The organism is Methylobacterium variabile (assembly GCF_001043975.1).
Classification (GTDB): domain Bacteria; phylum Pseudomonadota; class Alphaproteobacteria; order Rhizobiales; family Beijerinckiaceae; genus Methylobacterium; species Methylobacterium variabile.
In genome coordinates this window covers 15,178-39,003 of sequence record NZ_LABY01000110.1, presented here as the reverse complement: position 1 = coordinate 39,003, position 23,826 = coordinate 15,178, and the positions used below count along the sequence as shown (strand labels likewise).

Annotated in this window: 21 protein-coding genes and 3 pseudogenes; 18 read left to right on the top strand and 6 right to left on the bottom strand. The window is 71.6% G+C overall.

The annotated features are described in order from the left end of the window. The first annotated feature begins 100 nt into the window (after window positions 1–100). Both VQ02_RS16640 and VQ02_RS35725 read left to right on the top strand, forming a co-directional pair. The gene (locus tag VQ02_RS16640; protein WP_048445314.1) at window positions 101–580 is read left to right on the top strand and encodes a hypothetical protein; all 480 of its coding nucleotides are present in this window, start codon (window positions 101–103) and stop codon (window positions 578–580) included. Window positions 581–631: 51 nt separating this feature from the next. Beyond that, window positions 632–1,136: pseudogene (locus VQ02_RS35725) on the top strand (LysR family transcriptional regulator); the annotation flags it as partial. A gap of 10 nt (window positions 1,137–1,146) precedes the next feature. On the opposite strand, the gene VQ02_RS16635 reads toward VQ02_RS35725, so the two are convergent. From VQ02_RS16635 to VQ02_RS16625, 3 genes are all read right to left on the bottom strand, one after another. Further along, on the bottom strand, window positions 1,147–2,094 hold the full coding sequence (locus VQ02_RS16635) for a sulfonate ABC transporter substrate-binding protein (protein WP_048445313.1): 948 nt from the start codon (window positions 2,092–2,094) through the stop codon (window positions 1,147–1,149). A 318-nt stretch (window positions 2,095–2,412) separates the two neighbouring features. Continuing rightward, window positions 2,413–2,625, bottom strand: coding sequence for a dodecin (locus VQ02_RS16630; RefSeq protein WP_048445312.1), 213 nt, complete (start codon window positions 2,623–2,625; stop codon window positions 2,413–2,415). A 46-nt stretch (window positions 2,626–2,671) separates the two neighbouring features. After that, a complete protein-coding gene (locus VQ02_RS16625; RefSeq protein WP_048445311.1) occupies window positions 2,672–2,857 on the bottom strand; it encodes a hypothetical protein in 186 nt (61 codons plus the stop codon). Window positions 2,858–3,285: 428 nt separating this feature from the next. On the opposite strand from VQ02_RS16625, the gene VQ02_RS16620 reads away from it, so the two are divergent. From VQ02_RS16620 to VQ02_RS16595, 6 genes are read left to right on the top strand one after another with little or no spacing between them, the layout of a single operon-like run. After that, window positions 3,286–4,389 carry an LLM class flavin-dependent oxidoreductase gene (locus tag VQ02_RS16620; protein WP_048445337.1) on the top strand — a complete coding sequence of 368 codons (1,104 nt, stop codon included), beginning with the start codon at window positions 3,286–3,288 and terminating at the stop codon, window positions 4,387–4,389. Next, entirely contained in the window at window positions 4,382–5,641 is a 1,260-nt protein-coding gene (locus VQ02_RS16615; protein WP_063838488.1) for an acyl-CoA dehydrogenase family protein, read from the top strand. Before VQ02_RS16620 ends, VQ02_RS16615 begins: the two co-directional genes overlap by 8 nt. A gap of 16 nt (window positions 5,642–5,657) precedes the next feature. Continuing rightward, window positions 5,658–7,289 carry an ABC transporter substrate-binding protein gene (locus tag VQ02_RS16610; protein WP_048445310.1) on the top strand — a complete coding sequence of 544 codons (1,632 nt, stop codon included), beginning with the start codon at window positions 5,658–5,660 and terminating at the stop codon, window positions 7,287–7,289. Between the two features lie 51 nt (window positions 7,290–7,340). Next, window positions 7,341–8,351 (top strand): ABC transporter permease, encoded by a 1,011-nt coding sequence (locus VQ02_RS16605; protein ID WP_048445335.1) that lies wholly within the window; start codon window positions 7,341–7,343, stop codon window positions 8,349–8,351. Further along, entirely contained in the window at window positions 8,348–9,208 is an 861-nt protein-coding gene (locus tag VQ02_RS16600; protein WP_048445309.1) for an ABC transporter permease, read from the top strand. The genes VQ02_RS16605 and VQ02_RS16600 overlap by 4 nt, the downstream gene beginning before the upstream one ends. After that, complete coding sequence (locus tag VQ02_RS16595) at window positions 9,187–10,908, top strand: dipeptide ABC transporter ATP-binding protein (protein ID WP_048445308.1); 1,722 nt, start codon at window positions 9,187–9,189, stop codon at window positions 10,906–10,908. The genes VQ02_RS16600 and VQ02_RS16595 overlap by 22 nt, the downstream gene beginning before the upstream one ends. Before the next feature lie 34 nt (window positions 10,909–10,942). On the opposite strand, the gene VQ02_RS16590 is transcribed toward VQ02_RS16595, so the two are convergent. Next, a complete protein-coding gene (locus VQ02_RS16590; protein ID WP_048445307.1) occupies window positions 10,943–12,361 on the bottom strand; it encodes a phosphatase PAP2 family protein in 1,419 nt (472 codons plus the stop codon). Between the two features lie 211 nt (window positions 12,362–12,572). On the opposite strand from VQ02_RS16590, the gene nikA reads away from it, so the two are divergent. The 6 genes from nikA to nikR are packed head-to-tail and all read left to right on the top strand — an operon-like array spanning window position 12,573 to window position 18,006. Next, on the top strand, window positions 12,573–14,153 hold the full coding sequence (gene nikA, locus VQ02_RS16585; protein ID WP_048445306.1) for a nickel ABC transporter substrate-binding protein: 1,581 nt from the start codon (window positions 12,573–12,575) through the stop codon (window positions 14,151–14,153). Beyond that, a complete protein-coding gene (nikB, locus tag VQ02_RS16580; RefSeq protein WP_048445305.1) occupies window positions 14,153–15,094 on the top strand; it encodes a nickel ABC transporter permease subunit NikB in 942 nt (313 codons plus the stop codon). The genes nikA and nikB overlap by 1 nt, the downstream gene beginning before the upstream one ends. After that, window positions 15,091–15,930: a nickel ABC transporter permease subunit NikC gene (gene nikC, locus VQ02_RS16575; RefSeq protein WP_048445304.1), complete on the top strand. Its 840-nt coding sequence runs from the start codon at window positions 15,091–15,093 to the stop codon at window positions 15,928–15,930. The genes nikB and nikC overlap by 4 nt, the downstream gene beginning before the upstream one ends. Beyond that, window positions 15,927–16,718: an ATP-binding cassette domain-containing protein gene (locus VQ02_RS16570; protein WP_083469267.1), complete on the top strand. Its 792-nt coding sequence runs from the start codon at window positions 15,927–15,929 to the stop codon at window positions 16,716–16,718. The genes nikC and VQ02_RS16570 overlap by 4 nt, the downstream gene beginning before the upstream one ends. Further along, complete coding sequence (locus VQ02_RS16565) at window positions 16,718–17,545, top strand: ATP-binding cassette domain-containing protein (protein ID WP_048445303.1); 828 nt, start codon at window positions 16,718–16,720, stop codon at window positions 17,543–17,545. The genes VQ02_RS16570 and VQ02_RS16565 overlap by 1 nt, the downstream gene beginning before the upstream one ends. Continuing rightward, entirely contained in the window at window positions 17,545–18,006 is a 462-nt protein-coding gene (gene nikR / locus VQ02_RS16560; protein ID WP_048445302.1) for a nickel-responsive transcriptional regulator NikR, read from the top strand. The genes VQ02_RS16565 and nikR overlap by 1 nt, the downstream gene beginning before the upstream one ends. A 355-nt stretch (window positions 18,007–18,361) precedes the next feature. Here the strand turns inward: nikR and VQ02_RS16555 are convergent, their stop codons facing one another. Then, the gene (locus VQ02_RS16555; RefSeq protein ID WP_048445301.1) at window positions 18,362–19,087 is read right to left on the bottom strand and encodes a GntR family transcriptional regulator; all 726 of its coding nucleotides are present in this window, start codon (window positions 19,085–19,087) and stop codon (window positions 18,362–18,364) included. A 155-nt stretch (window positions 19,088–19,242) separates the two neighbouring features. Between VQ02_RS16555 and VQ02_RS16550 the strand changes: the two genes are divergently transcribed. The 3 genes from VQ02_RS16550 (at window position 19,243) to VQ02_RS40170 (ending at window position 22,310) form a co-directional block, all read left to right on the top strand. Next, entirely contained in the window at window positions 19,243–20,541 is a 1,299-nt protein-coding gene (locus VQ02_RS16550) for an MFS transporter (protein ID WP_048445300.1), read from the top strand. 42 nt (window positions 20,542–20,583) lie between these two features. Then, window positions 20,584–21,663 carry a tartrate dehydrogenase gene (locus VQ02_RS16545; RefSeq protein WP_048445299.1) on the top strand — a complete coding sequence of 360 codons (1,080 nt, stop codon included), beginning with the start codon at window positions 20,584–20,586 and terminating at the stop codon, window positions 21,661–21,663. Window positions 21,664–21,818: 155 nt separating this feature from the next. Continuing rightward, complete coding sequence (locus VQ02_RS40170) at window positions 21,819–22,310, top strand: calcium-binding protein (RefSeq protein ID WP_167350762.1); 492 nt, start codon at window positions 21,819–21,821, stop codon at window positions 22,308–22,310. Here VQ02_RS40170 and VQ02_RS16540 read toward each other — a convergent pair. Then, window positions 22,196–22,760: pseudogene (locus VQ02_RS16540) on the bottom strand (IS66 family transposase); the annotation flags it as partial. The gene VQ02_RS40170 and the pseudogene VQ02_RS16540 overlap by 115 nt on opposite strands. Before the next feature lie 54 nt (window positions 22,761–22,814). Here VQ02_RS16540 and VQ02_RS16535 point away from each other — a divergent pair. Further along, window positions 22,815–23,818, top strand: a pseudogene (locus tag VQ02_RS16535) (IS481 family transposase). The last annotated feature ends 8 nt before the right edge of the window (window positions 23,819–23,826 follow it).

Sequence of the window (23,826 nt, the reverse complement as noted above, 5' to 3'; positions counted from 1 at the left end):
GCAGCCTGATGAAGCCGAAGCCCTACTGATCGGCGCGCACCACCGGGGCCGCGGCCCCGCACCCGGGACGGAACCTCGCGGACGGCACGGAGCGGGCGCGATGCAGGGATATGGAGCCTCGTTCGGCCTCGGCCTGGTGGCGGGGATGCGGAGCCTGTCGGCTTGCGCCGCCCTGACCTGGGCGGCGTCACGGGGGCGGACGCGCGACGTCCCGATTCCCGCCGGCCCCGGCGCGCGGGCCGTCGCGACGGCGGCGGCCCTGGCCGAGATGGCGGGGGACAAGATGCCGTTCGCCCCCGACCGCCGCATCCCGCCCTCCTTCGCGTTCCGGCTCGCCATCGGCGCGGTCGGCGGCTGGGCCCTCGCCGGACGGCGGGCGTCGCCCGGGTACGGGGCCCTGGCCGGCGCGGCCGGCGCCGTCGCCGGCACGCTGCTCGGTCGCGCCGCGCGGGGCGGCGACTCGGGCACCGCCGCCGGCCGCGCCAGGGGCGTCGCCGAGGACGCAGTCGCCGCCGGCCTCGCCGCGGCCGTGGTCGCCACGGCGGAACGCCATCCCCGAAAGGCTCCGGCCGGTTCCTGAGCCGCCTCGACGCGGGCCTCGACCGGCGCGTGACCATCACCGGGGGCGCCGATGCCGTGCGAGAACCTGAACGACCTTCTCGGCTCCGCCTCCGTCGTGCGGGCGGGAAGCTTCACCCAGGCGGACGCGACGCTCGGGGTCACCCAGTCGGCGTTCAGCCACGCGATGAACGGGCTGGATGAGCGGCTCGGATTTTGGCTCCTGAACCGCACCACCCGCAGCGTCACGCCGACCGAGGCCGGCGAGCGGCTGCTGCGCATCGTGGGCCCGCGTCTCGCGGGCATCGCGGCTGACCTCGCGGTCCTGACGGCATGGCGGGACAAGCAGGCGGGCACCGTCCGGATCACCTCGGGCGGGCACGCGGCCGCCACGATCCTCTGGCCGGCCTCGGGCTCGCCTTCTGCCGGAGGATCTCGTGCTCACCAATGTCGCCGAGGGGTGCCTCGTTCGGATGCTCAACGCGTGTTGCGCGCCCTTCCCGGGCTATCACCTGCACTATCCGAACCGCCGGCGCCTCGCGCCCGCCCTCACGGTGCTGGTCGACGCGCTCCGCTGGACGCCCCGCCCTACGAGCGCGCCTGCCGGATCGCGTCCGCCACCTGGATCGGACGGGGCAGCAGCCCGAGCTGCAGGAACGTGTCGGCGATCCGCTGCTGGCCGGCGACGACCTCCGGCCCGAGCGGGGCGACGCCCCAGCTCTGGCGGCCGAGGGCCCGGGCGAGGATCGGCACCGGCATGCCGATCGCCGGGCTGAGCTCGCGTGCCGCCGCCTCGGTCACCCCGTTGGTCTCGCGGTCGATCACCGCGATCGCCGCGAGCACGGCGTCGATGGCCTGGGGCTGCGATTCCGTGAAGGAGCGCTCGCCGACGTAGAACTGGTGGTTCGCCGCGAGCCCCGTCGCGTCCTGCAGGATGCGGGCGCCGCTCGACAGTTCGACGGCGGCCAGGAACGGGTCCCAGATGACCCAGGCGTCGATCGACCCGCCGTCGAACGCCGCCCGCCCGTCCGCCGGCGCCAGGAAGACCGTCTGGATGTCGGTGTAGGCGAGACCGGCCTCCTCCAGGGCGCGCACGAGCAGGTAATGGACGTTCGAGCCCTTGTTGAGCGCGACCTTCTTGCCCTTCAGATCGGCGACGGAGCGGATCGGGCTGTTCTTGGGAACGACGATCGCCTCGCTCTTCGGCGCGGGCGGCTCGTGGGCGAGGTACACGAGCGGCGCGCCGGCTCCCTGCGCGAAGATCGGCGGCGTCTCGCCGACCACGCCGAAATCGACGGCCCTGGCGTTGAGCGCCTCCAGCAGCTGCGGCCCGCCCGGAAATTCCCGCCACTCGGCCCGGAAACCGAGGGGCTTGAGCGCCGCATCGAGGCTGCCGCGCGCCTTCAGCAGCAGCATGGTGCCGTACTTCTGGTAGCCGACGCGCAGCACGCGGTCGGCCCGCGCCGGGCCGCCGGTCGCGAGCGCCGCGACGGCCGCGGCCGCCCCGGCGGTGAAGGCGCGCTTGGTGAGCGTCATGCTGGAAAGCCTCTCGTCTGAAGGGGTCGAGGACGGGCATGGCGGCCGGGCGATGCGGGAGGCTCCAATCGGTCCCGTGGCGCTATCGATCGCCCGGGCAGCCCCCGACGTGATGCCGATGGCTTCGGATGCCGACGCATCGGGCCATTGATCCAGCCCGATTTTTCGGCCCTGAGCCAAAGTCCTGGCGAAAATTCCGGAATGGAACCGAAGGTCGTTTTCAACGGCCCTCGGTGCAAGGCGACGCCTGGTCGTCGGCCGTCATGCGAGACACCGCGACGCGGCAGCGCGCCGGCATCCGCCCCCGTGCAAAGGGCCCTATCGGTCGTCGAGCCGGAAGCCGATCTTCAGCGTGACCTGAAAATGCGCGATCCGGCCGTTCTCGACGTGGCCGCGGGTTTCGACCACCTGGAACCAGTTGACGTGGCGCAGCGTCTTCGCCGCATCCGCGACGGCGTTGGCGATCGCGTCGTCGGAACTCTTGGTCGACGATCCGACGACCTCCACGACCCGGTACGTATGCTCCGACATGCCTGCCTTCTTCCTGTTTTTTTCAGATCGAGCCGATCAGGCGCATTCAGCCGATCAGGCCGTAGATGTCGAATTGCTTGGCAGCCACCAGTCTCTGCGATGCCTGGCGGTCGCGGCCGTCGGGCACCTCCTCGGGGCTGGCCGCGGCGCGCGGGACGACCGCGCGGCTCCGGCCCGCCGCCTCGGGACGATCGGAAGCCGGATCGGGCTGACGCGGGGGCGGCAGGCTCATGAAGCAATCCCCAATTGCCAAGATCAGGACGGCCCGGACGGGCGTCGATCGAAAGCTCGGCCCCACGATAAGATTGCAAGCCCGATCAGTCTATAGCTTTTATTGCTTTATATCAGCGAGTTCATGGAAAGATCTTGCCGTCGTCTCTGCGTTCCGGGCGTGGCTTTTCCCCGGGACGGACCCGTCGCCCGCCGGGACGACGGATTCTGGGCGCCGCTGAGGCCGGCGGCCCGGGCGGCGCGGTCACGCCGGCGCGAGAACGGCGCGACGACCGGCCGGCCTCGGCTCGTGCCCGCTTCGATCCACCGGCGGCAAGAACTTTGGAAATTCCTTCCTTGCGGCGCCCGCAGAAAGAAAGATCCTGGCTTACGCCCGCGCTTCAACGCAAGTAGCATCAATGAAATTGAAAGATGGAAGGCGGAGCGGACGTGACTACTGAGTTCATTAGCGTGACGTTCACGAACCCATCGAACGAATTGAATCCGGTGCGTAATCCGGCGATCGATCCCGCATTCCTCGCGCGCTACGCCCGCACGCTCGACGATTACGGATTCAACTACACGCTCGTCCCCTACGCCTCGTCCTCCTTCGATCCGTTCACGATCGGCGCGACGATCGCGGCGCACACGAAGGCCATCAAGATCATCGTCGCGCTGCGGCCGAACACCCTCTACCCGACCGTGGCCGCCAAGGCGCTGGCGACCCTCGACCAGCTGAGCGGCGGCCGGGTGGTCGTCCACTTCATCGCCGGCGGCAGCGACGCCGAGCAGGCGAGCGAGGGCGACTTCCTCCCGAAGGAGGAGCGCTACGAGCGGCTGGAGGAGTACATCCGCATCCTGCGCCGCGCCTGGACCTCGGCGGAGCCGTTCGACTTCGACGGCCGATACTACCGGTTCACCCAGTTCCGGAACGCGGTCCGGCCGGTCGTCGGCACCATCCCTGTGTCGGTCGGCGGCTCGTCCGACGCCGCCTACCGGATCGGCGGCGCGCACGCCGACATCTTCGGCCTCTGGGGCGAGCCGCTCGCCGAGACGCGGGAGCAGATCGCGCGCATCCACGCCGAGGCGGCCCGCGCCGGACGGGCGGACCGGCCGCGCATCTGGGTGACCTTCCGGCCGATCGTCGCGGAGACGGACGAGCTTGCCTGGGCCAAGGCCCATCGCACCCTCGACGTGCTCAACGAGAACCGGGCCCGCGGACTCGGCCGGGCGCCCGCGGCGGCGGCGCGCCCGGCCAATGTCGGCTCACAGCGCCTGCTCGACATCGCCGCCCGCGGCGATGTCCACGACCGGGCCTTGTGGTACCCGACCGTCACGGCGACGAATGCCAGCGGCGCCTCAACGGCCCTCGTCGGCTCGCCGCGGACCATCGCCGACTCGATCCTCGACTACGTCGATCTCGGCGCCGAGTTGATCTCGATCCGCGGCTACGACAACCTCAACGACGCGATCGATTACGGCCGCTACGTGCTGCCCCTCGTCCGGGAGGGGCTCGACCGCCGCGCCGTCGCGAAAGACCGCGCCTATGCGTGACGGCCGGACCGGCCTGCAGGTAGCGGGGATCGACCTGTCCGGCGTGGTGGCGCGGCTGGCCGCCCTCGCGCCCGCGGCGGATGCCGCCGCCGCCTTCCCGCATGACGGCATCCGGGCCGTCCACGAGGCCGGCCTGCTCGAGCTGACCGTGGCGGCGCGCTACGGCGGCCGCGAGCTGTCCCTCGGCGATCTCGCCCGGCTCGTCGCCGCCCTCGGGCGCGGCGACCCCTCCGTCGCGCTCATCAGCCTGATGACGCTGTTCAGCCACCGGCAGCAGGCGCAGCACGGCCTGTGGCCCGAGGCGCTGTACGCCCGCGTGCTGGCGGAGGGCCGGGGCCGGCCGGTGCTCCTCAACGCCGCGCGCGGCGAGCCCGAGCTCGGCTCCCCGGCGCGGGGCGGCCTACCGCTGACGCGGGCGCGCCGCACCGCCCGCGGCTGGTCGATCAGCGGGACGAAGCGGTTCGTCACCGGCTGCGAGGGGCTGTCCTACTTCCTCGTCTGGGCGAGCACGGACGAGGCGCCGCAGCGGGTCGGCACCTTCGTGGTGCCGGCCGGCGCGCCCGGCATCCGCATCGTCGAGACCTGGCGGAGCCTCGGCCTGCGGGCGTCCGGCTCCCACGACGTCGCCTTCGACGAGGTCGAGGTCGGCCGCGACGACGTGATCGGCCTGAGCGGCGCCGAGACGGCCGGCCAGGACAACCGCGCCCATGCCGCGGCCACGCTCGTCCTCACGGCCCTCTATCTCGGCGTCGCCGAGGCGGCGCAGGACGCGTTCCTCGCCTTCGCGGAGGATCGCGTTCCCGCCAATCTCGGCTACCCGATCGCCCGGACCGAGCGCTTCGTCACCCTCGCGGGCGAGATCGACCTCCTGGTCGCCGGCGCGCGCCAGCTCATCCTCGCAGCCCTCGATCACGCCCCGGGCGAGCCGGACGCGCTCCTGCGGGCCCGGCTCCTCGCCGGCCGGCAGCTGCGGCAGGCGGTGCAGCTCGCCGTCGGCGCGCTCGGCAATCCGGGCCTGAGCCGCGACACCAGCCTGGAGCGGCACTTCCGCGACATCCAGTCCGTGCTCGTCCACGCGCCGCAGGAGGACACCGTGATCGGGATCCTCGGCCGCGCCGCCTTCGCCACCCGGGCCGAGGCGGCGGGCGAGGCGCGGGCCCCGGCCGCGCCCAGCCTCGACGGCGCCTTCATGGACCGGCGCTCCCCCGCGCGCTCCCCGCTCCAGGGCTTGCCCAGAACTCTCAGCGTCTAACTCTCAGGATCCCTCGATGACCGAGCATCATTTCCCGTCGCGCCGCGGCCTGCTGGCGGCCGCCGCCGTGCTGGCCGGCACGAGCGCCCTGCCGCTGCCGGCCCTGGCGGCGGACGGCCCCCGCAAGGGCGGCGACGTCGTCTTCCTGATCGACTCGCTCGGGCCGACCTGGATCCCGAACAACAGCGCGATCTCGAGCTTCCAGGGCCACATCTGGGGCCACGTGACCGACAAGCTCGCCTATGTCGACGCCGACGGCAAGGTCAGCCCCTGGCTCGCCACGCGCTGGGAGCAGAACGCCGACGCCACCGAGTTCACCCTCCACCTCAAGGAGGGCGTCACCTTCTCCGACGGCACGCCGCTCGACGCCGCTGCCGTCGTGGCCAACCTCGACATCTGGCACGCGGGCCGGATCAAGGAGGGCATCAACCCGATCGGCCTCTTCCCGAAGACCTACGACCGCGCCGAGGCGGTCGACCTTCGAACCGTCAAGGTCCACTTCAAGGCGCCGACGCTCGGCTTCATCCCGACCCTGGGCTACCACGGCTCGATCCTGATCTCGCCGAAGACCCTGGCGAAGCCGGCCAGCCAGCAGGCCGACCTCGCCAGGACCGCCGGCAGCGGGCCGTACCTCGTCGCCGCCTGGAAGGAGGGCGACTTCGTCAAGCTGGTCAAGCGCAAGGACTACAAATGGGGCCCCGAGGCGGTCGGCCATACCGGTCCGGCCTACCTCGATTCGATCACCTACAAGGTGGTGACCGAGCCATCCCTGCGGGTCGCCGCCGTCCAGTCGGGCCAGGCCGACATCGCCTACAACGCCTCCCCGCAGGAGCTGAAACCCCTCAAGGAAGCCGGCTTCACCGTCGCCACGCCGCGCTACCTCGGCTTCGTCAACGGCTGGGCGATCAACACCCGGCTTCCGCCCTACAACGACGTGAAGGTCCGTCAGGCGCTCCAGGCCGGCATCGACCGCCAGGAGATCATCGACACCGTCTACACGCCCGACTGGAAGCTCGCGACCTCGTTCATCCAGAGCAACGTGCCCGGAGCGACCGACCACAGCGCGCTCCTCTCCTACGACCCGGCCAAGGCCGAGAGGCTCCTCGACGAGGCGGGCTGGACCCGCGGCCGCGGCGGCATCCGCACCAAGGACGGCAAGCCGCTGACGCTGACGCTGTACTCCAACCCCTACCTCGCGACGTCGAAGGCGGTCGACGAGCTCGTCGCCCAGCAGCTCGGCAAGCTCGGCTGGAAGGTCGACATCCGCGCCTACGACGTCGTGACCTTCGGCCAGAAGGTCGCGTTCGGCGGCCCGGCGGTGCCGGCCTACGAGGTGACGCGCAGCTTCATCGATGCCGGCACCGTCGCCAGCATCCTCACCAGCGCCAACAACGGCGAGAACTGGTTCGCCCTCGGCGACAGCGACCCGACGCTCAACGACCTGCGCGACAGGATCGCGGGCGCCAAGTCCCACGAGGTCCGCGCCCCGCTCCTCGATGAATTGCAGAGATACGTTCTCGAGCAGGGCTACTACATCCCGCGCACGCAGATCGTCCAGCGCATCTACGTGCAGTCGCCGGGGCTCAAGGGCGAGACCTACAACGGCATCGCGTATGCCAGCTACTACACCGCGATCAAGGGCGAGTAGCCCGCGATGCGTCCGAGCCATCGCATGGCGGCCGGCCAGAGGAATCCCGACATGAGGAATCCCTACCTGATCTACGCCGCGAAGCGCCTGCTCCAGGCCGTCGCGGTCATCCTGCTCGCCTACCTCTTCACCTTCGTCGTCGTCAGCATCCTGCCGGGCGATCCGGTCACCAACGTGCTGCGCGATCCCCAGAACGGGTTCACCGAGGAGCAGATCCAGGCGATCGTCGCGGCGCAGGGCCTGGACCAGCCGATCCCGGTCCAGCTGTGGACGTCCCTGTCGCACTTCCTCACGGGCGATTTCGGGCTGTCGATGCGCTCCAGCCGGCCGGTGGCGACCCTGATCGCCGAGGTCCTGCCCTCGACCCTGATCCTCGCCTCGGCGGGCCTCGCCGTCGCGCTGGTCGTGGCCTTCGCGATCGCCTACGGGACCCAGCTCGTGCCGACGCGCTTCGGCGGGGGCGCGCTGCGCGCCCTCCCCTCGCTGTTCCTGTCGGTGCCCAACTTCGTGATCGGCCTGGTGCTGATCCACGCCTTCGGCTTCCAGCTCGGCCTGTTCCGGGTGATCGAGCCCGACAGCGCCTGGGCGACGGCCTTCGCGGCGATCGCCCTCGGCATCCCGATCTCGGCGCAGATCGCCGAGGTGCTGATCGCCAACCTCGACCACGAGGCCCGGCAGGACTACGCCGCCGTCGCGCGCAGCCGCGGCCTCGGCCAGGCCCGGCTCTTCGCTAGGCACCTGCTCAAGCCGTCCTCGCTCCCGGTCGTCACCGTCATCGCGCTGACGGTCGGCGAGGTGCTGGGCGGCTCGCTGATCACCGAGGCGGTGTTCGGACGCACCGGCATCGGCAGCCTGGTGCAGCGGTCGGCGGCCGCGCAGGACCTGCCCGTCCTGCAGGCGGTGGTCGCGCTGGCCGCCCTGGTCTTCGTGCTCGTCAACCTCGTGGCCGACCTCGTCTATCCGCTGCTGGATCCGCGCCTGACGCTCGTCGGGCCGCCCCGGCGCCGGGCCGACACCGCCGACGACACTGCGGCCGCCGACCTGCGGACGGTGACCGGATGACCGCCGCCTCCCTCTCCCCGCTGGCCTCCCCCATCGCGCGCCTGGCGGCGACCGGCCGGCGCGCGGCCCGGCGGGTGCCGCCCTCCGTCGCCCTGTCGCTGGCGGTCGTCGCGCTGGTGATCGCCTGGGCGCTCGTGCCCGGCCTGTTCACGGCCTACGACCCGGTCGTCGGCGTGCCCGCCCAGAAGCTGCTCGGCCCGAGCGCCGCGCACTGGTTCGGCACCGATCATCTCGGCCGCGACCTCTACGCCCGCGTCGTCCACGGCACCGCCTCCTCGGTGGCGAGCGCGCTCCTCGCCGTGGTCATCGGCGTTCTCGCCGGCGGCCTCGCCGGGCTGCTCGCCGGCTTCCTCGGCGGCTGGGTCGACGTCGTGCTGGCGCGCTTGGTCGACATCCTCCTGGCGATCCCGCGCTTCCTGCTCGCCGTCATCATCGTCACCGCGCTCGGCTTCGACACCACGAACACCGCCATCGCGACCGGCGTCGCGGCGGTCGCGGTCTTCGCCCGGGTGATGCGCGCGGAGGTCATCAAGACCCGGCAGGCGATCTTCGTCGAGGCGGCGTTCCTCCAGGGCGGCTCGCGCTGGCACGTCCTGGTGCGCCATGTGCTGCCGAACGCGTCGCGCTCGGTGCTGCCGCTGGCGGTGCTGCAATTCGGCCTGTCGATCCTGGTGATCGCCGGCCTCGCCTTCCTCGGCTACGGCGACCCGCCGCCGGCCTCCGACTGGGGCCTCCTGATCGCGACCGGCAAGGACTACCTCAAGTGGCCGTGGCTGGTCTACGCGCCCGCCCTCGTCACGGTCGCGGCCGTCCTCTCGCTCAACAGGATCAGCCGATGGCTCCGCAGGACGGACTGACCATGCTCTCCCCTCGTGCCGGGTCCGCGCCCGGGCGGTCCCCGCATCCCCTGCTCAGCGTCGACGGCCTGTCGGTGGCGTACGGGCGGCAGGAGGTCGTCAGGGGCGTCGGGTTCGCGATCGGCCGGGCCGAGAGCCTCGCGCTGATCGGGGAATCCGGCTCGGGCAAGTCGACCATCGCCCGCGCGGTGCTGCGGCTGCTCCCGAGCGGCGGGCACGCCACCGGACGGGTCGCCTTCGACGGCCAGGACGTGCTGGGGCTGCCCGAGCGCCGGTTCCGGCCCTTGCGGGGGCGGGCCATCGGCTTCGTCCCGCAGGATCCCGGCAACGCCCTCAACCCGGTCCGCACGATCGGCGCGCAAGCCGAGGAGGCGGCCGCCCTCCTCGACGAGCCCGACCGGGCGCGCCGCACGCGGCTCATCCTGGATACCTTCGCGGAGGTCGGGCTCGACGATCCCCGGCGGGTCTACGAATCCTACCCGCACCAGCTCTCCGGCGGCATGCTGCAGCGCGTGCTGATCGGCCTCGCGGTCCTGCCGCGGCCGGCGCTGCTGGTCGCGGACGAGCCGACCTCCGCGCTCGACGTCACGGTCCAGAAGCGGATCCTCGACCTGCTCTCCCGGCTCCAGCAGGAGCGCGGCATCGGCCTGCTCCTCATCACCCACGACCTGGCGATCGCCGCCGAGCGGGCGGACGCCCTCGTGGTGCTCAAGGACGGCACGATCCAGGAGGCGGGCCGCACCGCGGCGGTGTTCGCCGCGCCGGCCTCGGGCTACGCAAGGCGGCTGCACGCCGACGTCCCGTCCCTCCATCCAGACCGCTATGCCGGCTTGCGCGATGCGGGCTTGCGTCGAAGCCAGGCCGGCGGCGGGGCCCCGAAGATCGCGGTCAGCGCCGTCAGCAAGACCTTCACGGTCGACGGCCGGAGCCTGAGGGCGGTCGACGACGTCTCCTTCACCGTTCCGGCCGGCACCACGCACGCGCTGGTGGGCGAATCCGGCTCGGGCAAGACGACGACGATCCGGCTGCTCCTCGGGCTCGAGCAGCCCGACAGCGGCGAGATCCGGGTCGCCGGCGAGCCGGTCACCGGCCGCTCGCACGAGGCCCTGCGCGCGGTGCGCCGCCAGCTCCAGCTCGTCTACCAGAATCCGTTCACCTCCCTCGACCCGACCTGGAAGGTGGAGGCGCTGGTGCGCGAGCCCCTCGACCGCTTCGGGATCGGGACCCGCCGTGAGCGCGCGGACCGCGTCCGCGCGGTGCTGGCCGATGTCGGGCTCGGTGAGCACCTGCTCTCGCGCCGGCCGGACGCTCTGTCGGGCGGGCAGCGCCAGCGCGTGGCGATCGCCCGGTCGCTGGTCCTCAAGCCCGATGTGATCGTGCTCGACGAGCCGACCTCCGCGCTCGACGTGAGCGTCCAGGCCGGCATCGTCGAGGTGCTGCTCTCGCTCCAGGCCGAGCTCGGCCTGACCTACGTCTTCGTCTCCCACGACCTGGCCCTGGTGCGCCAGTTCGCCCACACCGTCTCGGTGATGCATCGCGGGCGCATCGTCGAGCACGGGACCGTTCCCGACCTCTTCGGCAGCCCGCAGCACGCCTATACGGCGGCGTTGCTCGACGCGATCCCCTCGGGCGCCGCGGGCAGGGCCGGCGCCCCGCACCGGCGCACCCGGGCTGCGGTGGGCGAGGCGCTCACCGCCTGACCCTGCGCCGGCGCAGTTCCGTCGGGAACCGGCGTCAGCGCGTGGTCTGCCTCTGGGACCGCCTCGCCGCGGCCAGGGCCGCCGCCTTGCCGGAGGCGGCGTAGAGGTTCAGGCGCGAATAGACCCCGAAGGCGGAGCCGTCGTTCAGGAAGCCGCCGCCGGGGCCCTGGGTCTCGGTCAGGATGGCGTTCGCCTCCGCGAGGCTCAGGGACGGGAAGGCCGCCGTCAGGAGGTAGCCGGCCTCGGGCGCGAGCTTGCCCACGTCCTCGACCGTGTTCGCGGTCTCGGCGTGGACCACCGGCAGGCCGTAGGTCTGCGTCGCGTTGTAGAGCGCCTCGTTGGCCGCCGCGTCGCGGAACCGGCCGGTATCCGTCGCCGCGCAGGTCGCCAGCGCGTCGCCGCAGGCGTCCTTCAGGACGAGGGCGAGGTCGGAGCGGGCCGCCTCCAGCGCCGCGCGGTAGTCGGTGATGGCGACCGCGTCGTTGGTGGACCGGCTCATCTCGTCGATCACCGCCGGGTTCCGGCGGATCTGGCCGACATAGGCCGGATCGTTGGCGAGCAGGTGGGCGACCGCGTGCAGCGCCACCGTGCGCCCGCCGAGCACGTCCATCGCGTAGTGCGCGCCGACGACGATGCGGTTGTTGCCGTACTCCGCCGCCCGCGCGATCATCTGCTGGTAGCGCTCCGGGACCAGGAGCGCGAGGATCAGGGCCTCGGTGTAGCCGTAGGTGGTGTGGCCGCTCGGGTAGGACGGGCTATCGGTCAGGTTCTGGCTCGGCCCGTGCAGCCAGTCGAGGCTGTGCGACCTGGCGCCGAAGTAGTCGTCGCCCCGGTAGGCGAAGAGGCGCGGCAGGGTCTGGAACGGCCGGGAATTGCCGAAGGCGTCGGCCCCCCGGCTGCCGGCCGGCCGGTCATAGGCCTTGCCGAACACGTCCGGGACGCCGCCCCGCGCAACGAGGATGGACGCGGCCGCCTCCGACACCGGTGCCTTGCCGTCGGTGGTGCCGTTGGCAAAGAAGTACTTGCCGGAATTCGAATCCGATTTCGTGATGTTGTTGGTGTAGCCGAGCAGGTCGGCCACCGTCTGCGTCACGTTGCTGAACGTCTTGTAATCGGTGTAGCGCGCCTTGGCCTGGTAGATCTCGCCGAGCCGGCTGCCGAGTCCGTCGGCCAGCTCGGTGGCGTTGCCGTCGGTGATGAAGCAGTCGCGCAGGGCGAGCTGGCGCTGCGCGTCGAGGCGCAGCAGGTGCGGCTGTGCCTGCGTGCCGAACTGGATGTCGCCGGTCACCTGCAGGTTGGCGGCGAGCGCCGCCCGTCCCTCAGGGGTCCGGGGCAGCGCGCTGACCGCGGCCAGCCCCTGGAGGGCCACGAGGTTCGTCGCGGTCTGCGCGCCCGCCGGGAGCGGCAGCAGCAGGCAGAGGAATGCGGCACCGTGGATCATCGCCCTGCGCATGATCTCGCTCCGATCTGTGATGGCCGTGCCAGGAGACGACGGCCGCTCCGTCCTGTCCAGCCCGCGGCGGCGCGGGGGTCGGCGGACCGGCCCGCGGAATGAGCCGGGACCGGCTCATCATCGCTGGCGCCGTCCGGGCCGCTCCCGTACAGAGCGTAGGGGCTTTCGCGACATTCATCATACCCGAACACCTCCGTACCAAGGCGTCCCGATGTCCAAGCTGGCGAGCCTCGCCGTTGCCGCGCTGCTGGCCTGCACCGTCACCCCCGTGGCCGGCCGGCAGCTGACCTATTCCTGGCCGACGAATGTCGGCCTGCTGAACCCCCACCTCTACGCGCCCAACCAGATGTTCGCCCAGGCGAGCGTCTACGAGCCGCTGGTCAGGTATCGGGACGACGGCACGATCGAGCCCTGGCTCGCCACTGCCTGGACGATCTCGCGGGACGGGCGGACCTACGACTTCGCGCTTCGCCCCGGCGTCACCTTCAGCGACGGCACGCCTTTCGACGCCGCGGCGGTGAAGGCCAACTTCGACGCGATCCTCGCCAACCGGTCCCGCCACGCCTGGCTCGACCTCACCCGGCAGATCGACCGCACCGAGATCGTCGGCCCCCTCGCCTTCCGCCTCGTGCTCAAGGCCGCCCACGACCCGACGCTCAGGGAGCTGTCGCTGCCGCGGCCGTTCCGCTTCGTCTCGCCCGCCGCCATGGGCGAGGGCGGCACTACGGCCGGCGGGATCCGGGCGCCGGTCGGCACCGGTCCCTGGCGCCTCGTCGAGACGCGGCTCGGCGTCTCCGACACCTTCGCGGCCAACCCGACCTACTGGGGCGCCAAGCCCGCCTTCGAGCGCCTGGTCGTCAAGGTCATCCCGGATCCCAACACCCGCGCCATCGCCCTGCAGACCGGCGAGGTCGATCTCGTCTACGGCGCCGCCGGCCAGATCCCGTCGGAGGCCTTCCTGCGCCTGCGCGACCAGACCCCGGCCTTCTCCGCCGCGGTCTCGCGGCCGCTCGCCACACGGGTGCTCGCGCTCAACTCCGCGCGCTTTCCGACCGACGACCGCGCGGTGCGGCTGGCGATCAACCGGGCCGTCGACAAGGACACGCTGGTGCGCACCGTGCTCGACGGCATCGAACCCCGCGCCGACTTCCTGTTCGCGCCCACGATCCCCGACGCCGATGCCGGCCTGACGCCCCACGGCTTCGACCGGGCGGCGGCCGAGCGCCTCCTCGACGAGGCCGGCTGGGTGCGGGGCCGCGACGGGGTGCGGGCGAAGGCGGGACGCCCGCTCGGCCTCGAGCTCGACTTCGTCGGCACCAACGCCCAGCAGAAGGCGATCGCCGAGGTGATCCAGGCCGACCTCGCCCGGGTGGGCATCACCGTGCGCCTCGTCGGCGAGGAGGAGAGCGCGATCCTGTCCCGCCAGAAGGACGGCCGGTTCGGCCTGATCTTCGGCGAGACCTGGGGCCCGCCCTACGACCCTGCCTCCTTCGTCAGCGCCATGCGCGCGCCTTCGCACGCCGACTACCAGGCGCAAGCCGGCCTTCCCGACAAGCCCGCCATCGATGCCGCCATCACGGCAGCTCTGGCCGCCACCGACCCGGACGAGCGGCGGCGCCTCTGCGCGAAGGTTCTCACCGCCCTGCACGAGGCGGCGGTCTACCTGCCGATCTCCCACGCGGTGGCGATCGAGGTCCACCGCCCGACCATCACCGGGGTGGGCTTCGGCGCGACGCTGAACGAGATCCCGTTCGCCGCGATGCGCCCGGCTGCCGGCGGGGCGGGCCGCTGATGCTGCGCTTCGTCGCCGCCCGCCTCGCGCTGATCCCGGCCATGCTGCTCGGCGTCTCGCTCCTCGTCTTCGTGGTGCTGCGGCTCGGGCCCGGCGACCCGGCGCTCGACTACCTGCGCCTGTCGCAGGTGCCGCCGACCGATGCGGCGCTGGCGGACGCCCGTGCCATGCTCGGCCTCGACCGCCCCTTCGCGATCCAGTACCTCGACTGGCTGTGGCGGGCCATGCAGGGGGATTTCGGCCTCTCCTACGCCACCCGCCGGCCGGTGCTGCCCGAGCTCCTCAGCTACCTGCCCGCCACCCTCGAACTCGCCGGCACGGCGCTCGTCGTCAGCGTCCTGGTGAGCCTGCCGCTCGGCGCCTGGGCGGCCGGGCATCGCGGCGGCTGGCAGGACCGGCTGGTGCGCGGGATCGCGGTGCTCGGCGTCTCGCTGCCGAACTTCTGGGTCGCCTTCCTGCTCGTCGTCGCCTTCTCGGTGTCCCTGGGCTGGCTGCCGCCGCTCGGCCGCGGCACGGCCCTTCACCTCGTCATGCCGGCGCTCGCGATCTGCCTGATGTCGCTCTCCGTCAACGCGCGCCTCCTGCGGGCGAGCATGCTGGAGGCGGGGAGCGGGCGCCACGTGCTCTACGCCCGGCTGCGCGGCCTCTCCGAGCGCGCCGTCACGCGCCGGCACGTCTTCCGCAACGCCCTCGTGCCCGTCGTCACCGCGACGGGCATGCATGTCGGCGAGCTGCTCGGCGGCGCGCTGGTCGTCGAGACGATCTTCGCCTGGCCCGGCGTCGGCCGCTACGCGGTCTCGGCGATTTACGACCGCGACTACCCGGTGATCCAGTGCTTCACCCTGGTGATGACGGTGGTGTTCGTCCTGTGCAACCTCGCGGTCGACGTGGCCTATGCCTGGCTCGATCCCCGCATCCGCCTCGGACAGGACGCCGCATGATTCCCGCCGGCTTTCCCGCCCGCTCCGGGTCCGTCGCCGTCGCGGGGGCGCTCGCCGCGGGCCTCGTGCTGCTCGCGCTCGTCGGACCGCTCGCCACGCCGCACGACCCGCTCGCGGTCGACCTGACGCGCCGCTTCGAGGCGCCGGGCTTCGCCCACCTTCTCGGCACCGACCATCTCGGCCGGGACATCCTCTCGCGCCTGATCGCCGGGGCGCGCACCACGCTGGGCTCGGTCCTGGCGGTGCTCGCCCTCGTGCTGGGCCTCGGCCTCGCGGTCGGGGGGCTCTCCGGCATGCTCGGCGGCCGGATCGACGCGGTGCTGATGCGCCTGTGCGACGTGTTCCTGACCGTACCGACCTTCGTGCTGGCGCTGTTCATGATCGGGGCGCTGGGCACCGGCCTCGTCAACGTGGTCGCGGCCATCGTGCTGTCGCACTGGGCCTGGTACGCGCGCATCGTGCGCGGCCTCGTCCTGGAGCTGAAGACCCGCGACTACGTGCTAGCGGCGCGGATCGCCGGCGCGCCGCCGCTCGCGATCTTCGCCGAGCACGTGCTGCCGGGCGTCGTGCCGCCGCTCGCCGCGCTCGCCACCCTCGATATCGGCCACATGGCCCTGCACGTGGCCGGGCTGTCGTTCCTCGGCCTCGGGGTGCAGCCGCCGACCCCGGAATGGGGCGTGATGATCAACGACGCCCGCGCCTTCTTCTGGACCCGGCCGCTCCTCGTCGTCTGGCCGGGGCTGGCGATCGCGCTGGCGGTGCTGGCCTTCAACCGCCTCGGCGACGCCCTGCGCGACCGCCTCGACCCGACGCTGGTCGCGGGGCGCGGCCTGTGAGCGCGCGGACGCTCCGGGCCGAGGGCCTGACCGTCGAGACCTGGCGCGAGACCCGTCGGGCGCGCGAGCCGGTGCCGCTGGTCCGCGATGCGACCCTGGAGCTGCGCGAGGGCGAGGTCCTGGCCCTCGTCGGCGCGAGCGGGTCGGGCAAGTCCCTAGCCTGCGCGGCCCTTCTCGACGTCCTGCCGCCGGGCACGCGGCGCCGGGCCGGGTGCATCCTCCTCGACGGCGCGGAGACGGAGCCCGCCTCGCTCCGCGGCCGGGCCGTCGCCTGCGTGCTCCAGGCCCCGCGCACCGCCTTCAACCCGCTGCGCACGATCGGCGACCATGCCGGCGAGACCCTCTCCGTGACCGGGCTTCGCGGCGCGGCCGGGCGCGCCGCGATGGAGCAGGCCCTGGCCGAGGTCGGGCTCGGCGACGATCCGCGCGTGCCGGACCTCTACCCGTTCCAGATGTCCGGCGGCATGCTGCAGCGGGCGATGATCGCGCTGGCGCTCCTGTCGCGGGCGCCCTTCCTCGTCGCCGACGAGCCGACCACCGACCTCGACCTCGTCGCCCAAGCGCGCGTCCTCGACCTCCTCGCGGGGCTGGTGCGCGAGCGGGGCCTCGGCCTCCTGATCGTGACCCACGACCTCGGCGTCGTCGCCCGCCTCGCCGACCAGGTGGCGGTGATGGAGGAGGGGCGGATCGTCGAGACGAACACCGCGGCGGCGCTCTTCGCGCACCCGAGCCACCTGGCGACGCGGGCCCTCCTCGCCGCCCACCGCGCGCTGCACGAGGTGCCCTGATGACGGCGCTCCTGGCCGCGAGCGGCCTCGGCAAGTCCTATCCCGGCAAGACCTATCCCGACACGTCCCATCCCGGCGCGGGCCGGCGGGGGGAACGCCCCGTCCTCTCCGGGATCAACCTCAGCCTCGGCGAGGGCGAGTGCGTCGCCCTGCTCGGCCGCAGCGGCTCGGGCAAGAGCACGCTCGCCCGCCTGCTCCTGGGGCTCGAGGAGGCGGACGCCGGAACCGTGCGGTTTCGCGGCGCCGCCCTCCCGGGGCTCGACCGCGCCGGGCGGCGAGCCTTCCACGCCGCGGTGCAGATGGTGCTGCAGGATCCGCTCTCCGCCGTGAACCCGCGCCACAGCGTCGGGCGGATCCTCGCCGAGCCGCTGCGCCACCTGACCGACTTGCCCAGCCCGGCGCGGGACGCGCGGGCCGGCGAGCTTCTCGCCATGGTCGGCCTCGATCCCGCCTCGGCCGGCCGGCTGCCCGGCCAGCTCTCCGGGGGCCAGGTGCAGCGGGTCGGCCTCGCCCGCGCGCTCGCCACCCGGCCCGCCCTCGTGGTCCTCGACGAGGCCGTCTCGAACCTCGACGCGCCGCGCCAGGTCGAGATCCTCGACCGGCTCGCGCATCTGCGCCGCGCGCACGGAACCGCCTTCCTGCTCATCACCCACGACGTGCGCCTGGCGCGCCGCTTCGCGGACCGGGTCGTGGTGCTGAGCGAGGGGCGGATCGTCGATGCGTCGCCGTGCCGGCCCGGCCTCGCGCTGTCCCACCCGGCGGCGCGCGAGCTCGTCGACGCCGTTCTGCCGGCCTCTCCGAGGATGGCGCGAGAGGAGGCGCGCTGATGCAGCGGATCACCGTCACGCTCGATCCGGACCTCGTGGCGGAGGTCGACCGCACCGTCGAGCAGCGCGGCTATGCCGGCCGCTCGGAAGCGATGCGCGACCTTCTGCGGCGCGGCCTCGCCGAGACGCGCCGCCAGCTCGATCCCGACCTATCCTGCGTCGCGACCTTCACCTTCGTGGCCGAGGCCGGCGTGCGCGAGCTGGGCCAGCGCCTGGCCGAGGTGCAGCAGCGGCGGCACGACCTCGTGATCGCGCAGGTCCAGGTTCCCCTCGACCACGACGCCAGCCTGCACACGCTCCTCGTCCGCGGCCGGGTGCGCGACATCCTCGCCTTCGCCGACGCGGTCGCGACCCAGCGCGGCATCCGCCACGACAGCCTCTCGATCATTCCGGCCCGGATCGAGGTCGGGGACCATCGCCACGGGCCGGACCCGAACCCCCACGAGCACATCCGGACGTGACCCATGGCTGTCGGCGCAGCCATGTGCATCCGCCCGCTCGGCGTGCGACCGGTCCAAGCAATCGCCCCGCTGCCTCAGACCGTAGAGTATCGCGACTCCGTCGGCGGTCTCGAGAAGGGACAGGTGCGCCGCCGAGCGCTCTTCCTCCGGCACTTCTCGCCGCGCGCGCCGAATCTGACCTGGGCCTCGTCACGATCGACCGCACCAGTGGCGGCCGGACCCCGGAGGATGCCAGCTTCCAGCTGTTCGGTTGAAACCGGACGGCCCGGCTCCGAGGGACCCGTGTGGGATCCAGCGTAGACTCGATGCGGGCCGCCTGTGAACGGGCGGACTATCCCGCGACGTTGACGCGGTCCTACAAGTGCTTGAGGCCGTAGCTCGCGAGAAGCGGCAGCAGCTCGTCGCGGGCGCGAAGACGATGGCGCCGGGCGGCATCCAGCGCGGCGCCGGGATCTCCGGCGCGGATGGCTTTCGCGATCTGCCGATGCTCGGCGATCGAGGCATCGAGGCCGCGGCGCAGGTTGAGCGTCAGCATGCGGGCCCGGTGCGACTGGTCATTGACCGTCTGCACGATCCGGCTCATCCGGCGGTTGCGGGCGTGCTCGATCAGCGCGGCGTGAAAGGCTCCGTCCGCCTCGCCCCAGGCCGGAAGATCGGCGCGGGCCTGCGCCTCCTCCATCGTCGTCGTGCGGGTGTCGAGGTCATCTGCCGCGGCGAGGCGCTCGGCCTCCGGCAGGGCCGCGATCAGCTCGGCCGCGCGTCCCTCGATGCCGATGATCACGTCGTAGATCTCGCGCACATCGTCCGGGGCGAGCGCCAGGATCAGGATGCCCTTGCGCGGCAGGACGCGCACGAGGCCGTCCTCCTGCAGACGGATCGCCGCCTCGTGGACCGGGGTCCGGCTCATCCCAAGCCGCAGGGCGATCTCCTGCTCGGAGGCCTGGTAGCCCGGCGCGAAAGTCGCGTCGCGGATGTTCGCGCGCATCGCCGCATAGGCGTCGTCGACGAGCGAGGTGCGCTTCTCGGCCTCCCCGGCGGGCAACCCCTCATCCCCTGATCCCCTGGGCCGAGCCCGCACCATCCTGAGCCTCCTTTGACGGACCCACGCATATCATCTTCCATGCCAGGTGCGGAACATGGGTTGACAGAACGACCCCGGACCGACAAGCGTATTCCAGCTTGCATGGAAGATAGCGCTCAAAAATGAATGGAGCGTGCCCGCAGCGGGAGGGAACGATGGACGCGTCGCTCGAGAAGGCGACCATGCGCCGTGTTTCATGGCGTCTGGTCCCCTTCATCTGCCTTCTCTACTTCATTGCCTTCATCGACCGCGTGAACATCGGATTCGCCGCGCTGACGATGAACAAGGACCTGGGATTCTCCGCGTCCGTGTTCGGCTTCGGGGCCGGCATCTTCTTCTTCGGATACTTCCTGTTCGAGGTGCCCTCGAACATCATCCTCGAGAAGGTCGGCGCCCGTCTGTGGATCGCCCGGGTGATGATCACCTGGGGGATCATCTCGGGCGCCTTCGCCTTCGTGAAGGGCGAGACCAGCTTCTACGCCCTGCGCTTCCTGCTCGGCGCGGCGGAGGCCGGCTTCTTTCCCGGCATCATCCTGTACCTGAGCTACTGGTTCCCGGCTCGCTACCGCGCCGGCGTCGTCTCGCTGTTCATGGCGGCGGCCCCCGTCTCGGTGGTGCTGGGCTCACCGTTGTCGAGCGCGCTCCTCGCGATGGATGGTATCCTCGGCCTGCACGGCTGGCAGTGGATGTTCCTGATCGAGGCGGCTCCGGCGGTCGTGCTCGGTGTCGTCGTGCTGTTCTACATGACCGACCGGCCCGAGAAGGCGAAGTGGCTCCCGGACGAGCAGCGCGCCTGGCTCGTCGCGGAGATGAACGCGGAGCGGGCCGCCAAGCAGGTTGCCGCCAAGCACGGCATCATGGCGGGCCTCGCCGACATCCGCGTCCTGGCGCTCGCCCTAATCTACTTCGGCACCTCGGCCGGCCTCTACACGCTCGGCATCTGGGCGCCGCAGATCATCAAGAGCTTCGGCCTCTCCACGATGGCGGTCGGCTTCCTCAACGGCGTGCCGCCGACCCTGGCGGTGATCGCGATGATCCTGTGGGCGCGTCACTCGGACAGGACCGGCGAGCGCACCTGGCACGTCGTGATCGCCTGCCTCGTCGCCTCGACCGGCCTCGTGCTCGCCGGCGGGGCCGCCTCGGTCGCCGCGGTGATCGCGGCGCTCAGCCTGGTCAATATCGGCATCAGCGCGGCCAAGCCCCCGCTCTGGGCGATGCCGACGATGTTCCTGTCCGGCTCGGCCGCGGCGGTCGGTATTGCCACGATCAACTCGGTCGGCAATCTCGGCGGCTTCGTCGGGCCCTGGGCGATCGGCTGGATCAAGGACCGGACCGGCAGCTTCACCGGCGGGCTGATCTTCGTCGCCGGGCTGCTGGTCCTGTCCGCGGTCCTGACCCTCATCGTCGCCCGCGCGGGGCGGCGCGCCGGCACGGCGGGCGCCGCCGCGCACTGACACCCTCGTCCCCCGATCCCTCATCCCACGCGGAGACCCATCATGACCAAGACCTACAGAATCGCCGCGATCCCGGCCGACGGCATCGGCATCGAGGTCATCGCCGCCGGCATCGAGGTGCTGAATGCGCTGGCCGAGAAGACCGGCACGTTCACGTTCCAGTTCGATCACTTCGACTGGGGCTCGGACTACTACAGGAAGCACGGCGTGATGATGCCGGCGGACGGTCGCGAGCAGATCAGGAACCACGACGCGATCTACTTCGGCGCGGTCGGCGCGCCGGACGTGCCCGATCACATCTCCCTGTGGGGCCTGCGGCTCGCGATCTGCCAGCCCTTCGACCAGTACGCCAACGTCCGCCCGACCCGGATCCTGCCCGGCATCACCAGCCCGCTGCGCCACGTCTCGGGCCCGGAACTCGACTGGGTGATCGTGCGCGAGAATTCGGAGGGCGAGTATGCGGGCGTCGGCGGCCGCGTCCACCAGGGCCACCCGGAGGAGGTCGCGACCGACGTCTCGATGATGACGCGCACCGGCGTCGCCCGCATCATCCGCTACGCGTTCAAGCTGGCGCAGAGCCGGCCGCGCAAGCTCCTGACCGTGGTGACGAAGTCGAACGCCCAGCGCCACGCCATGGTGATGTGGGACGAGATCGCCGCCGAGGTGGCGCAGGACTTCCCGGACGTGACCTGGGACAAGATGCTCGTCGATGCGATGACCATGCGCATGGTGATCAAGCCCGAGACCCTCGACACCATCGTGGCGACGAACCTGCACGCCGACATCCTGTCGGACCTCGCCGCGGCGCTCGCCGGCTCGCTCGGCATCGCGCCGACCGCCAACATCAACCCGGAGCGCAAGTTTCCCTCGATGTTCGAGCCGATCCACGGCTCGGCCTTCGACATCACCGGCAAGGGCATCGCCAACCCGATCGCGACGTTCTGGACCGCCTGCCAGATGCTGGAGCACCTCGGCGAGACGCCGGCCGCCGACCGGCTGATGCGCGCGGTGGAGCGGGTGACCGCCGACCCGAGCCTGCACACCCCCGACCTCGGCGGCACAGCGACGACCCGCCAGGTCACCGACGCCGTCATCGCCGCCATCCAGGGCGACAACGAGTAAGCGCAGCGCCGCGACCCCGAGCCCCGAGATCTCCTGCGGCGACGGCTCGCGGCCGCCGAGGCGAGGGCCGATCCCGCAATCGGCCTCGCCCGGGACCTGCCCGAGCCGCCCCGCAACCGCCCGCTCGTCGTCCGGGGGGCGAGGCCGCGGCGTCGATGGCACGCGCCGACGAGGCGGCGTGGCCGGATGAGATCTGCGGCGTCGTGGTCACGCGCCCCGGGCGCTGCCGCCGCGGCCTGCCGGCTCGGGGTGGTCGAACTCCATCCGGTGCCGGACGCGGCGGGCGACGCCGCGTCCGGCACATCCTCGACCTCGTCCTCTGCCGAATCTCCGGCGAGCAAGACAATGACTTCATCAGTGCCGGCGCTGGCACGGTCCGGGGCGGGTCCGGCAACGATTACCTGACGGGCGACGCCGGCAACGAACAAGTTTTCGGCCGGGACGACCGTTTCTTCGGGAGTGACGGCTACGACTACCTGTCGGGTGGCACGAGCAACGATACCCGTAATTACCCACGCCCGCGGCAGCGGTCTCAAGCCCTGATGGCCTTGAGGATAATGGCGAAGGTGTTCGCGCCCGAGAGGCGAGCGGTGTCGACGACCGTGCGCAGGTCCGCCTCACCCGCGACCGCCCACATGGCCCGGTAGCGGTTCGTCACTTTCCGCTGCACCACCGCCGGGCGCAGGGCGCGCTCGCAGGCATTGTTGGTGACCGCCACGCGGCCAGGATGGTCGAGGAAGACCAGGAGCTGATCGCGGGCTCACCCGATCTTGGCTTGCAGAGCGCAGGTCAGATCGCACCGGCTCGGGGCGGACAGGATGTCGGTTACCTGCCGTTCCAAGGCCCGCCGCTTGGCCGAAAGCGTCGAGGCGGCCAAGTCGCTGACGCGCTCGGCCAGGCTGAACACCGACCCGAGCCACAGCTGCAGGCGCAGCGGCACGGGATCCTCGCTGACCTCGACCGCGTAGGCGACGTCGCGCGCCAGATGCGCCAGGCAGGTCTGGTGCTGCACACCGTGGCCCTGCTGGGCGGTATAGCGGTCCGACAGCCACACCGCGGGGCCGGTGCCCGTCCATCATCGCGTGCACGACGCTAGGATGTTTGGTCCCGCTGTTTGGTGGTACGGCTGATGCCGCCTGGAGGGACGCGTCATGGGACAGGTTCTCCACGGCAGCGCCACAACGACTGAGACGGTCCGTCGGGCAATCCAAGCTCGTCAAGAGAGCGTAAGGGCCGCCGCCAGGCGCTACGGCATCAGCCCACGACGGTGCAGAAGTGGCGCTCCCGCCAGACCAGCACGGATGCGCGGATGGGACCGAAGGAGCCTCGCTCTAGCGTGCTCAGTCTGGAGGACGAGGCGGTCATCGTCGCTTTCCGACGGCATACCCTGTTGCCGCTGGACGACTGCCTCTACGCGCTGCAACCGAGCCTGCCGCATCTGACCCGCTCGTCGCTGCATCGCTGCCTGCAGCGTCACGGCATCAGCCGTCTGCCGGATGTTGATGGCGACAAGCCAAAGCGCTCACGCTTCAAGGCCTACCTAATCGGCGACTTCCACATCGACACCGCACAGGTCAGCACGGAACAGGGCAAGCTGCACCTGTTCGTGGCCATCGACCGCACGAGTAAGTTCGCCTTCGTTCAACTGCATGAGAAAGCGACATAACGGATCGCGGCAGCCTTTGTAGACGAGCTAGTCGCCGCCGTGCCGTACACGATCCACACGGTGCTGACTGACAACGGCATCCGGTTCGCCGACAACCATCCGGTGGACGAGGAAGAGGCGAAGGCGGCTGCCTATTGGGCAGAGCGCGACGAGCCGCGCATCTACCGCTGGCCCGCGTTCGATTGGGCGTGCGAGCAGACCAAGAGCGAGCATCACCTGACCAGGCCGCGCTGCCCGTGGACAAACGGTCAAGTCGAGAGGATGAACCGCACCATCAAGGACGCCACGGTCAAGCGCTACCATTACGCCAGCCACGACGAGCTCCGGCTGCACCTGCACCTGTTCGTAGACGCTTACAACTACGGACGCCGGCTCAAGACCCTGCGCGGCCTCACGCCCTACGAGTTCATCTGCCAGACCTGGACGAAAGAACCCGAACGCCTCAGGCTCGATCCGTCACACCACATGCCGGAACCGAACATCATCTAGTTGCAATA